We start from the raw sequence: 10,935 nt of genomic DNA on the forward strand, positions 1-10,935 counted from the left end.
ACGTTTAATAAGTCTCGTATCTAGGATCATTTTCTCTATACCATACTGCGCTATTTTATCAAATTTATGCTCAATGATAAATTGTGTAGATACCTATGCACTTCAGGGGGTGGATATAAGGCGACATGTACTGTCGTGAGTAGTGTTTAAAAGGTTGTAAGTTAAAATTAACCTCGCCATACTGGAGGTATGAAAACCCTCAAGCTACGCATTAAAGACAAACACATAAAAGAGCTGAATCAGCTAAGCAGTTCAGTAAACTTCGTGTGGAACTATGTTAATGCGCTGTGCTTTGAGCATTTAAAACGTACCGGTAAGTTTTTTAGTGCTTATGATCTAAGTGAGTATACCAAAGGAAGTGGCGAGTATTTAGGATTACACAGTCAAACACTGCAAGCTATCAATGAGACTCACGCCAAGGCCCGAAAACAATTTAAAAAAGCCAAGCTTAACTGGCGCAGCAACCGTCCTGATGCCAAGCGTAAATCACTGGGTTGGATACCTTTTAAAAAGTCTGCTATCAAGTATCTAAGCACAAGACAAACGGGAAAGAAAGTACTGAGATCAACCATACAGCTATCGCTCTCTAAAGGTCAGAAGCTCATCATAGATGTATTCGATAGCTACAACCTCAGTCTATATCAAATTAACACCTTAGAGATTGTACAAGACAGTCGTAATCGTTGGTATGCGTGTATTACCGTTAAAGACTACCCCAAACAAGCAAGTGGTATGGGCAGCGTTGGTATTGACTTAGGTTTAAAAGAGTCTGCAACCACATCAAATGGCGACAAGCTAATTATTAAGCAGACCCAAAAATGGGCGAATAAATTAGCAGTAGCCCAGCGTGCTAAGAATAAAAAGCGTGTTAAAGCCATTCATGCCAAAATTAAAAACACAAGATTAGATTTAATCCATAAATTCACCACCCAATTAGTTAAAGATAATGCCTTAATTGTGGTTGGTGATATAAAATCACGCTCATTTACCAATTCGATGACCAAACTGGCTAAATCGATATACGATGCAGGTTGGTTTGAACTTAAACGACAACTGGAATATAAATGCAAGCATGCAGGTTGTCAGCTTGAGATGGTAAATGAGAGTTACACTACCCAGACCTGCTCGTGCTGCCTTGAAATAAGTGACAGTAGTCCGAAAGGTAGAGCAGGTTTGCGAATAAGAGGATGGGCTTGTGCTGAGTGTGGCACATGGCATGATAGAGATATCAATGCTGCTAAGAATATCCTTGCGGTCGGGCTTGACCGTCTAGCTGTAGGAATCCCCTCGGTTTAGCGAGGGGAGGAGGTCAAAACAAGTGGCTTATAGCAATACCCAGCACGAATAACAGGTTAATGATAAGGGTTAACTTAACGATGGATTTTAATTGGCTGCCTATCAGTACCGTATCTATTTTACCCTTAACCCTATTAACTGTACTGATGGTAGACTCCTCCATCACTTGTGCTGAAAACAAAACCCTTAGATGCTTAGCAATTAAAGGCAATGCTAATAGCCATATCAAGCTATAAGGATTATAGACAACCCCATATAGCAGATAACACAAAAGAGACAATGCCATCAATAACACATAGCCTGATCGCATTCTGTTAGCGCCCAATAAAACAGCAAGGGTTATTTTTCCTGCTTGCTTATCACTATATATGTCTCGCATATTGTTAACAAACAAGACACAGGCTGCCAGCCCACCACCGCCAGTAGCGGGTAGTAAATGACTTAACCAAAACTGCCCTGTTTGTAGGTAAACGCTGCCAAGCACGGCAAGCCACCCAAAGAATATCAGTACCGCAGCCTCCCCCATAGCTCGATAACCATAAGGCCGCTTACCCATGGTATAAGCCATAGCTGCCATAATGGCCAAAACCCCAAAAGCTAGAAAAATAAGGAAATCGCGGAGATTATCAAACCCAATGGCTATTAAGGCAACCCCTGAAACAAAGGTAATTAACGCCCATCCGAAGATTAGTCGTTTGAACTGATTTGGCTGCAATAATCCTTGTGCTGTCATTCGCTCAGGACTGCTAGCCGCTCTGAAATTATCCGTCCCTTTAATACCATCCCCATAATCCTTGGCTAGATTAGATAAAATCTGCAACGCTAACGCCACCCATAAAGTGAGTGCAAACACCACAAGATTGTGCCCGTTAATAGAAGAAGATAAGGCCAGTTGTGATAAAGCTAAGCCATTGCCGCAAAGAATGCTGGCAATGGCTAGGGGAAAGGTTCTGGGACGAGTAGCTTGTAATAAAGCTTTTGTAGAGGAAGCGACAGGCTTATTCATAAGTTAAGGTAATAGGCTATGACCGCTATTAATGATTTACCTTAGCTTTGAGGGTAGTAAATATACCGGATAAGGCATAGATAACCCCTATGGCTAAAATACCCACTGGAATATCATAAAGCACGATGGCCATGACTAATACACCAATAATAAGGGCCACAAAAGGTACTTTTTTTCTATCAAATTCTTTAAAGCTGTAATACTTAATATTACTGACCATCAATAAACCACAAATAACTACCCAGATAGCAGCGATGACCATAACTTGCCCATCGTACTGTCCTATCCAGTAGTTATGATCGATAGCTACCATGACAGCACTGGTTACTAAGATAGCTGCCAATGGACTAGCTAAACCCACAAAGTACTTCTTATCTACCTCACCGATTTGCACATTAAAGCGTGCCAAACGGAACGCTGCACAAGCAGTAAATATGAAGGCACAACCAATACCTACTCTACCTAAGGGCTGTAACGCAAAGCTATAAATTAATATAGCAGGCGCCACTCCAAAGGCTAGCATATCGGCTAAAGAGTCATACTGCTCCCCGAAAGGACTTTGTGCATTGAGCATGCGTGCTACACGCCCATCCGCGCCATCTAAGATAGCGGATAAAAATATCGCTAGTGAGGCTTTGTAAAAATGACCTTGAGTACTCGATAATATTGAGAAAAACCCAGACAATAAGGAAAGCGTGGTAATTAAGTTAGGCGCCAAATAGACTCCGCGACTGACCACAGGCTTACCATCAGCGACTTCTTGCTCAATAACCTCAAAAGTTAAGGTGTCTAAACCTTCTATACCCGATTCGGTAGGGCGAATAGGCGGTGACATATCAGACTGTACGATCTCTGGCTGCACAGCTTCTGAACTCGAGTTATGTGGGGTCTTCATACTAAATCCTTTATTGATCAAAAGCTAAGCCACTTATAATAAGCAGCTTAGCAAACTGCTACTCGCCTACCAGCCAGCGAACACTTACTGCTTGGCTTTGTGGTAGCTCAGGAGCATCTTCTGGACGCATTAAAGGCTGGATGAAATTTAGGATTTCACGAGCGTGTTGATCAAACTTCCAAGGGGGATTAATAATCAGCATACCCGTTCCGTTAAGACCTACCGCAACATCATTAGGGTAGATATTAAGCTCACACAATAGCTGCTTACGGATACCTGTACGCTTCATCTTTTTATAAAAAAGCTCAACCGCTTCAATATTTTTAATTGGGAACCAAAGGGCATACACCCCCTGTGGCCATTTGGTCATCGTCGCAACCAACAGCTCGACCAAACGGGTAAAGTCTTTATGTTCTTGCTCGTACGGAGGGTCAATTAAAATAATACCACGACGCTCTACTGGCGGAATAACTGCCGGAATACCTTCAAAAGCATCACGGTTATGAATACCAATAGGTAACTGATAAAGCTGATAATTTAGCGCATCGTATTCGGTATTTTTAAATTCGAATGCTTCAGCTCTGACGTTGACCTCAGGATTTTGTTGAACATGATTGGCAATCCACCATGGAGAGCCTGGATAAACGTGTCTGTCATAAGTTTGACGTGCTTGTTTAATATCATCCACATACTGACGTACCGCATCAGGAGCTTCAGAGATGTCAGCGTCTAAAATTCTTTGCACACCTGCTTTGGCCTCGCCTGTCTTGCGAGCCTCTTCACTGCTTAATGAGTAAAGACCGCGTCCGCCATAAGCGTCTAGCGCGTAAAATGGCTTACCTTTAGTGCTCATTTGATTAAGCAGTTGAACCAGTAAAATGTGTTTTGCAACGTCGGCGAAATTACCGGCGTGATAGGCGTGTTTGTAATTCATAAGTTAGCTTGTTTTAGTGTAGAAAGGTTTGTTTTCAAAAATTAGTTCTATGGTAGCATAAGCTGGTTTAAAATAAGTATATTAATGGTTAATAGCCTGTTATCTGTTATGGCCTCCATATTGCCATTAAATTACTGTTAAACTGACTATAACCTCACTACTTTATTAACTTGTCAGTTTTAAACAAGCCCGTCTTAGGCTTTATAAATATGAACAATAGAGATTCCGCCAATGACTAAAGTGGTTAATACGACCATCGAAAGCAACTTAACCCCCACCTCTTATAACTTCCAAGATCCAGTCACAGCCGCCATTCCTCCACCCCTGCTACCAGAAGATTTGGCTGTTTCTAAAAAACAAGCTCACCAAGTCTTACAGCAGCTACCTCCTGATACCCCTTTTGATCAGCAGCACAGCTCATCAGTTACCTTAGATTTGTCTGAAACTCAAAAAACTTTGGATTATTCTGATTTTTCGGCAAATTGGGAACAAAGAATAAATGATGAGGTTTTAGATATTTTCGTCCATGATGGGTTTATCGTAATAGATGACGTATATTCCCAGACGGCACTCCTTGCGTTACAAGCGGAAAGTGGCTTTATTGATTATCGCGACGCAAAGTTAGCTGAAGGTGTGCGTAAGACTGATATTCGCGGCGATCGAATTCGCTGGATCACCAAAGACTTTTTTGCAGGTTATTACTACTTACAAAGTATGAATGAGTTGGCTCATCTATTTAATCGTACTTTATTCGCCGGTATCCGTCACAGCGAGGCGCATTACGCCTGTTATCCACCAGGGTTTGGTTATAAGTGGCACTCTGACAATCCAGTCGGCCGTGATGAGCGGGTAGTTTCTGCGGTATTTTATTTAAATGACGAGTGGGAAGATTCCGATGGGGGTCAGCTTTCTGTCATAGATAGCCATAATCAACACCATCAACTGTTACCTAAAACCAATCGCTTGGTAATTTTTGACAGTAATTTACAACATCAAGTCGAGATAGCTCATCGTCAGCGCTACTCCATTGCCACTTGGCTGCGTAGTGATGAAGCTTTGATAGTTGCAGAGCCTATTTAAGGCTGTTTTTTTCAATTTCTGAGCGCCTATGGCTATCAGTATTTATACTTTATTTCATATATTTAAGGGATTTTATGAGTTCTAATGACACTATTGGCCAATCAAACCATCAACAGCAAACCTTAGAACTTAGTATTGAGCTGATGCGCCGTGACTCTGTGACACCTGATGATAAAGGGGCGCAAGATGTGTTGGTTGAGCGATTAAGCCCGCTTGGATTTGATAGCGAGTTTATGTATTTTGGAGACAAACAAGCAACTGGTCTTCATGCTGAAGTCAAAAACTTATGGCTAAGACGTGGAAACAGTGACCCAGTCATTTGTTTTGCCGGTCATACCGATGTGGTACCAACCGGTAATCCTGATAACTGGAAAATTCCGCCTTTTAAACCGACAGTAAAAGACGGCTATCTTTGGGGACGTGGTGCTGCCGATATGAAAACAGGTATCGCAGCTTTCACCGTTGCTGCTGAAAGCTTTGTCAAAAAACACCCTGACCATAACGGCTCGATTGCGATGTTAATCACCTCTGATGAAGAAGGCCCGTCTATCAATGGCACTGTCAAAGTGGTTGAAGCCTTAGAGGCGCGTAACGAGAAAATCACTTATTGCTTAGTCGGTGAGCCATCAAGCACAGATACACTTGGCGATATCATCAAAAATGGTCGCCGTGGATCACTAGGCGGTATTTTGACCGTGACCGGCAAACAGGGTCACGTCGCTTATCCGCATTTGGCAGTCAACCCGATTCATGCCCTCTTGCCAGCACTAACCGAATTTGAAAGCGCGGTTTGGGACGAAGGTAACGACCACTTCCCTGCCACGACCATGCAAATTTCTAATATTAATGGCGGTACAGGCGCTAACAATGTGATTCCTGAAACAGTAGAAGTGGTGTTTAACTTTAGATTCTCCACTGAAACCACAGAAGAAGAATTAAGAGCCAAAACCCATGAAATTTTAGACAGACATTTTACTGATACTGAAGCCACTTACGATATCGACTGGAAGTTATCAGGTCATCCCTTCTTAACCGCTGAGGGTAAACTGGTTGATGCGTGTAAAGTAGCCATTAAAGAAGTGACTGGTATTGATACTCAGTTATCAACTTCGGGCGGTACGTCTGATGGGCGCTTTATTGCGCCAACCGGTGCGCAAGTGGTTGAGCTTGGCGTGCGAAATGCGACCATTCATCAAGTGGATGAAAAAGTCGAAGTAGATGATTTAGGCAAACTGGCACAGATATATGAGAAGATGCTGGAAGAGTTGTTGTTAGACTCATAACTCATGTCATATAGAAAGGTTTATCTGATGAATGGTTTTTATAAAATATTGTCTTATTTACTAATTAGCAGTGCCGTTATATTATCCGGCTGTCAATCTATGCCCGAGCCTACTAACACGTCACTAGATAATCATGGCAACCAGCACAGTGCCGCGGACTCAAAAAATACCGCGCAGAATGACTGGGACACAATGGTGCCTATTATTAAGAAGTATCAGGGTGAGATAGTATTTATGAATACTAAACCACATGAACAGAAGATTGAGGTTGGTGTTTGTTTCTATAGAAAAATACCTGCTGATTTAAAAGGTGATATTGAGCAGAAATTAGCTACAGCAATAGATAAAAGCGTTGTAGTAACTCCTTCATCACACCTCACTCTGCCTATTGGCGGTTTAGATGAGTCGGTTTATCAGCACGACCCTTGTGTTTATTAATTAGGCATACCTAGTATTTAAATACTACAAATATTTATTGATTAAAAAAGCCCGACGCTTATTAAGCGTCGGGCTTTTTTACGGTCAAATTGTGATAGTAAGATTAGTCTGCTTCATCAATCCAATTCATCTGAATGGCTTCCAAGATACCTTCGTTCGAGCGATTTGGATCATCATCAAAGTTCTCAAGCTCGGTTACCCAGCGGTGTAAATCAGTAAAACGAATATATTGTGGGTCGGTATCTGGAAACTTTTCATAAAGTTCGATAGCGATATCTAAGCTGTCGGTCCATTTAAGTTTCTGATTCATAGTGGTTTCCTTATTATGAAAGTATTTTTAGTAATGCGTGAACTAAAACTGGTATCCCCTTAATGCTAACAAATATCAAAGCATGTATATAGCCAGTTTTATCAAAGCCAAACTTTACTGGGACTTAATCGCTATTTGGTTGGCATTCCACGTTTCAATAACTTCAGTTAAATGTTCCCCTTGCATACCAATGCTTGATGGCAAGTGCTTGCCCTTTTTATTAAATAATACAAATTTAGTCAACCCAATAGCCATCAAGGTATCTTTGACATAGAAGTGATGCTGAAAATAACCATACTTTTCGTCCCAGCCTTCCAAGGTACTGGTCACTGTCATCTTGCTTAAGAACTTAATTTCTTTTAGATAAACCATCTCTTGCATTGAGATGATCCAGTCCATACTCAGCCCACCCAACCCATTTTTCTTTAAAATTTTATACAGCCAAGCCGTCACGTTAATTTCAATAAAAGATAAGTAGCGATAATTAGGTAAGTGATTACGAAAGCCCATGTCGTGAGGTAAAACTCGGTAACTTTTACTAAAAGGGCGGAATAAATCTTCAGTGGAGACTTTTACGGCATTATCTCCCTCTTTCTGCGCAGTCTTACTTTGTCCAGAATTTTTAATCGACTCCGAATGCTCACGTTTTAATAACGCCATCACTATAAAGAAGCGAATTAGCATATTCATTATTGGTCTCCAAGCAAGGAAAATCAGGTTTTTTAAGGATATTAAATCTGTTAAATCAAACAACTTACACAAAGCATAAATTCAATACAGGCGTTAGTCTATACACCCCTGAGTCACTTGTCAGTCGACTTAATAAAAAAATTGCCTATTTAAGGTTGAAAATATAGTCATCAAACCCCATTTTTAGGACAGCCCCATAGCTCAATAGCAAAATTGAATCTTATACCCTTGAAATTTTGCTAAATAACAATATCTTCTGAGTGATATGGGTACCTTTTTTTAACTAAATGACTTTTTAATGGAGTGAACAATGAATATTCGCCCTTTACATGACCGCATCGTAGTCCGCCGTGTGGAAGAAGAACAAAAAACTGCCGGTGGTATCTTATTACCAGGTTCAGCTCAAGAAAAACCTTCACAAGGTGAAATTCTAGCTGTTGGTAATGGTCAAATCCGTGAAAACGGTGAAGTACGCGCTTTAGACGTTAAGGTTGGCGATAAAGTTTTATTTGGTCAGTATGCAGGTCAAACCGTTAAAGTTGACGGCGAAGAATTATTGATTATGAAAGAGTCTGACGTATTGGGCGTATTAGAAGGTTAATCTAAAGGATTAATAACCTTCTTTTTTTGATTTAGCTAATCCACTATTACAAAAAACAGATTTGGCTAAGCAAAGAAGTTCCATTCAACTCTAATAAAATAACTTAACACTCATTAACTAAAATAACTGGAGAGTATTCTCATGGCTAAAGACGTAAAATTTGGCATTGACGCTCGTAAACAAATGATGGACGGCGTAAACATTCTTGCTAACGCTGTAAAAGTAACCTTAGGTCCTAAAGGCCGTAACGTGGTTATCGATAAATCTTTTGGCGCTCCTGCGATCACTAAAGATGGTGTATCAGTAGCCAAAGAAATCGAACTTGAAAACAAATTTGAAAACATGGGCGCTCAGCTTGTACGTGAAGTTGCTAGCAAAACTAACGACGTAGCGGGTGACGGTACAACGACTGCAACCGTATTGGCTCAAGCCATTCTAGTTGAAGGTATGAAATCTGTTGCTGCCGGCATGAACCCAATGGATCTTAAGCGTGGTATCGACAAAGCCGTTGCTGCTGCCGTTCAAGAGATTCATAACATCTCTACCCCAGCTGACGACTCTAAAGCCATCGCTCAAGTAGGTTCTATCTCTGCTAACTCGGACACCAAAATTGGTGAGCTTATCTCTGAAGCTATGGAAAGAGTGGGCAAAAAAGGCGTTATCACTGTTGAAGAAGGTTCAGGCTTCGAAGACTCACTAGAAGTGGTTGAAGGTATGCAATTCGACCGTGGCTACATCAGCCCATACTTCGCTAACAAGCAAGACAGCCTAACTGCTGAATTTGAAAACCCATTCATTTTGCTTGTTGACAAAAAGATCAGCAACATCCGTGAAATCGTGCCATTACTTGAGCAAGTAATGCAGCAAAGCAAGCCACTTCTAATCATCGCTGAAGACGTTGAAAACGAAGCACTGGCTACACTAGTTGTGAACAACATGCGTGGCGGATTAAAAACTTGTGCGGTTAAAGCTCCAGGTTTCGGCGACCGTCGCAAAGCCATGCTACAAGACATCGCTATCCTAACTGGCGGTACTGTAATCTCTGAAGAAGTAGGCTTAAGCTTAGAAAGCGCTACTATCGAGCACTTAGGTACTGCGAAGAAAGTTACTGTGGGTAAAGAGAACACAGTAATCGTTGATGGCGCTGGCTCTAAAGCTGACATCGAAGCTCGCGTTGAGTCTATCAACCGTCAAATCGAAGAATCTACTTCAGATTACGACAAAGAAAAACTACAAGAGCGTGTTGCTAAGCTTTCAGGCGGTGTTGCAGTAATTAAAGTAGGTGCTGCTACTGAAACAGCTATGAAAGAGAAAAAAGACCGTGTTGACGATGCGCTACACGCAACTCGTGCTGCAGTAGAAGAAGGTGTGGTACCTGGTGGTGGTGTTGCTATGGTTCGTGCATTAAATGCTCTAGTTGACCTACAAGGTGACAACGACGACCAAAACGCAGGTATCAACATTTTACGCCGTGCGATGGAAGCACCATTACGTCAAATCGTAACCAACGCTGGTGACGAAGCGTCTGTTGTTGTGAACGAAGTAAAAGCAGGTTCTGGTAACTATGGTTACAACGCAGCATCTGGTGAGTACGGTGATATGCTAGAAATGGGTATCCTAGACCCTGCTAAAGTATCTCGTTCAGCACTAGAGCACGCAGCTTCTGTTGCTGGTCTAATGTTAACCACTGAAGCCATGATTACTGACAAGCCAGACGATAGCGATGCTATGGCTGGCATGGGCGGTGCTGGTGGTATGGGCGGCATGGGTGGTATGGGCGGCATGATGTAATCATCTCCCCTACTTACTTATGATACGCTTAGTGCAGTAAATAAAACCCCGATAGGCAATCGCTTATCGGGGTTTTTTATTATTGAAATTTGGGATTATAGGCAACGTTATCATTAATTATAAAGGCTAAATAATCTAACTCATAATAGTGACGCTACTTACTAACAAATACCGACAAATTTTATTTGAATTGATTAATTTGGCTTAAACTGCGGTTGACTACTGAGCGCCACTGGTTTATAAAATGCTCTCTTTTTTAAAATCGAACTCTCATTCAGTATATTTTCTAATTTTTAACCTTATTTAACTTGTTCATCAGGAGAGATATGGCCTTATTGACTTCCTCCCCTCGCTAAACCGAGGGGATTCCTACATCTAGACGGTCAAGCCCGACCGCAAGGATATTCTTAGCAGCATTGATATCTCTATCATGCCATGTGCCACACTCAGCACAAGCCCATCCTCTTATTCGCAAACCTGCTCTACCTTTTGGACTACTGTCACTTATTTTATGGCAGCACGAGCAGGTCTGGGTAGTGTAACTCTCATTTACGATCTCAAACTGACAACCTGCATGCTTGCATTTATATTCCAGTTGTCGTTTAAGTTCA

The 10,935-nt window shown here is 41.5% G+C and carries 12 protein-coding genes; 6 read left to right on the forward strand and 6 right to left on the reverse strand.

The features are described from left to right. Positions 1-189 precede the first annotated feature (189 nt). Positions 190-1,296, forward strand: a complete 1,107-nt coding sequence (locus A1232T_RS12730; protein ID WP_077449747.1) for an RNA-guided endonuclease InsQ/TnpB family protein — start codon at positions 190-192, stop codon at positions 1,294-1,296. A gap of 13 nt (positions 1,297-1,309) precedes the next feature. Here A1232T_RS12730 and menA read toward each other — a convergent pair whose 3' ends face one another. The 3 genes from menA to A1232T_RS12745 form a co-directional block, all read right to left on the reverse strand. Next, the gene (menA, locus tag A1232T_RS12735; protein ID WP_077449748.1) at positions 1,310-2,302 is read right to left on the reverse strand and encodes a 1,4-dihydroxy-2-naphthoate octaprenyltransferase; all 993 of its coding nucleotides are present in this window, start codon (positions 2,300-2,302) and stop codon (positions 1,310-1,312) included. Between the two features lie 28 nt (positions 2,303-2,330). Further along, positions 2,331-3,137 (reverse strand): CDP-diacylglycerol--serine O-phosphatidyltransferase, encoded by an 807-nt coding sequence (gene pssA / locus A1232T_RS12740; protein ID WP_077449757.1) that lies wholly within the window; start codon positions 3,135-3,137, stop codon positions 2,331-2,333. 118 nt (positions 3,138-3,255) lie between these two features. After that, positions 3,256-4,131 carry a 23S rRNA (adenine(2030)-N(6))-methyltransferase RlmJ gene (locus A1232T_RS12745; RefSeq protein WP_077449749.1) on the reverse strand — a complete coding sequence of 292 codons (876 nt, stop codon included), beginning with the start codon at positions 4,129-4,131 and terminating at the stop codon, positions 3,256-3,258. 231 nt (positions 4,132-4,362) lie between these two features. Between A1232T_RS12745 and A1232T_RS12750 the strand changes: the two genes are divergently transcribed. From A1232T_RS12750 to A1232T_RS12760, 3 genes are all read left to right on the forward strand, one after another. Further along, positions 4,363-5,211 carry a 2OG-Fe(II) oxygenase gene (locus A1232T_RS12750; protein WP_077449750.1) on the forward strand — a complete coding sequence of 283 codons (849 nt, stop codon included), beginning with the start codon at positions 4,363-4,365 and terminating at the stop codon, positions 5,209-5,211. A gap of 74 nt (positions 5,212-5,285) precedes the next feature. Beyond that, entirely contained in the window at positions 5,286-6,494 is a 1,209-nt protein-coding gene (gene dapE, locus A1232T_RS12755) for a succinyl-diaminopimelate desuccinylase (protein ID WP_077449751.1), read from the forward strand. Between the two features lie 27 nt (positions 6,495-6,521). Next, entirely contained in the window at positions 6,522-6,932 is a 411-nt protein-coding gene (locus tag A1232T_RS12760; protein WP_077449752.1) for a hypothetical protein, read from the forward strand. A 103-nt stretch (positions 6,933-7,035) separates the two neighbouring features. Here the strand turns inward: A1232T_RS12760 and iscX are convergent, their stop codons facing one another. Together iscX and A1232T_RS12770 are read right to left on the reverse strand one after the other, a co-directional pair. Next, complete coding sequence (iscX, locus tag A1232T_RS12765) at positions 7,036-7,242, reverse strand: Fe-S cluster assembly protein IscX (protein WP_077449753.1); 207 nt, start codon at positions 7,240-7,242, stop codon at positions 7,036-7,038. A gap of 114 nt (positions 7,243-7,356) precedes the next feature. Beyond that, entirely contained in the window at positions 7,357-7,932 is a 576-nt protein-coding gene (locus A1232T_RS12770) for an acyl-CoA thioesterase (protein WP_077449754.1), read from the reverse strand. Positions 7,933-8,242: 310 nt separating this feature from the next. On the opposite strand from A1232T_RS12770, the gene A1232T_RS12775 reads away from it, so the two are divergent. Both A1232T_RS12775 and groL read left to right on the forward strand, forming a co-directional pair. After that, positions 8,243-8,533 carry a co-chaperone GroES gene (locus A1232T_RS12775; RefSeq protein WP_028859774.1) on the forward strand — a complete coding sequence of 97 codons (291 nt, stop codon included), beginning with the start codon at positions 8,243-8,245 and terminating at the stop codon, positions 8,531-8,533. Between the two features lie 141 nt (positions 8,534-8,674). Next, positions 8,675-10,324: a chaperonin GroEL gene (groL, locus tag A1232T_RS12780; protein ID WP_077449755.1), complete on the forward strand. Its 1,650-nt coding sequence runs from the start codon at positions 8,675-8,677 to the stop codon at positions 10,322-10,324. 352 nt (positions 10,325-10,676) lie between these two features. On the opposite strand, the gene A1232T_RS12785 is transcribed toward groL, so the two are convergent. Next, positions 10,677-10,935: zinc ribbon domain-containing protein (locus A1232T_RS12785; RefSeq protein ID WP_077449756.1), on the reverse strand; the 259-nt coding region annotated here is incomplete at its 5' end.

The sequence above is a fragment of the Psychrobacter pasteurii genome (assembly GCF_900162815.1).
In the GTDB taxonomy this organism is placed as follows: domain Bacteria; phylum Pseudomonadota; class Gammaproteobacteria; order Pseudomonadales; family Moraxellaceae; genus Psychrobacter; species Psychrobacter pasteurii.

Excerpts from the sequence above, each read along its gene's own strand:
- iscX (WP_077449753.1), bottom strand. The coding sequence starts at position 7,242 with ATGAATCAGAAACTTAAATGGACCGACAGCTTAGATATCGCTATCGAA.
- A1232T_RS12770 (WP_077449754.1), bottom strand. The coding sequence starts at position 7,932 with ATGAATATGCTAATTCGCTTCTTTATAGTGATGGCGTTATTAAAACGT.
- A1232T_RS12745 (WP_077449749.1), bottom strand. The coding sequence starts at position 4,131 with ATGAATTACAAACACGCCTATCACGCCGGTAATTTCGCCGACGTTGCA.
- A1232T_RS12750 (WP_077449750.1), top strand. The coding sequence starts at position 4,363 with ATGACTAAAGTGGTTAATACGACCATCGAAAGCAACTTAACCCCCACC.
- dapE (WP_077449751.1), top strand. The coding sequence starts at position 5,286 with ATGAGTTCTAATGACACTATTGGCCAATCAAACCATCAACAGCAAACC.
- A1232T_RS12775 (WP_028859774.1), top strand. The coding sequence starts at position 8,243 with ATGAATATTCGCCCTTTACATGACCGCATCGTAGTCCGCCGTGTGGAA.
- menA (WP_077449748.1), bottom strand. The coding sequence starts at position 2,302 with ATGAATAAGCCTGTCGCTTCCTCTACAAAAGCTTTATTACAAGCTACT.
- A1232T_RS12730 (WP_077449747.1), top strand. The coding sequence starts at position 190 with ATGAAAACCCTCAAGCTACGCATTAAAGACAAACACATAAAAGAGCTG.
- groL (WP_077449755.1), top strand. The coding sequence starts at position 8,675 with ATGGCTAAAGACGTAAAATTTGGCATTGACGCTCGTAAACAAATGATG.
- A1232T_RS12760 (WP_077449752.1), top strand. The coding sequence starts at position 6,522 with ATGAATGGTTTTTATAAAATATTGTCTTATTTACTAATTAGCAGTGCC.
- pssA (WP_077449757.1), bottom strand. The coding sequence starts at position 3,137 with ATGTCACCGCCTATTCGCCCTACCGAATCGGGTATAGAAGGTTTAGAC.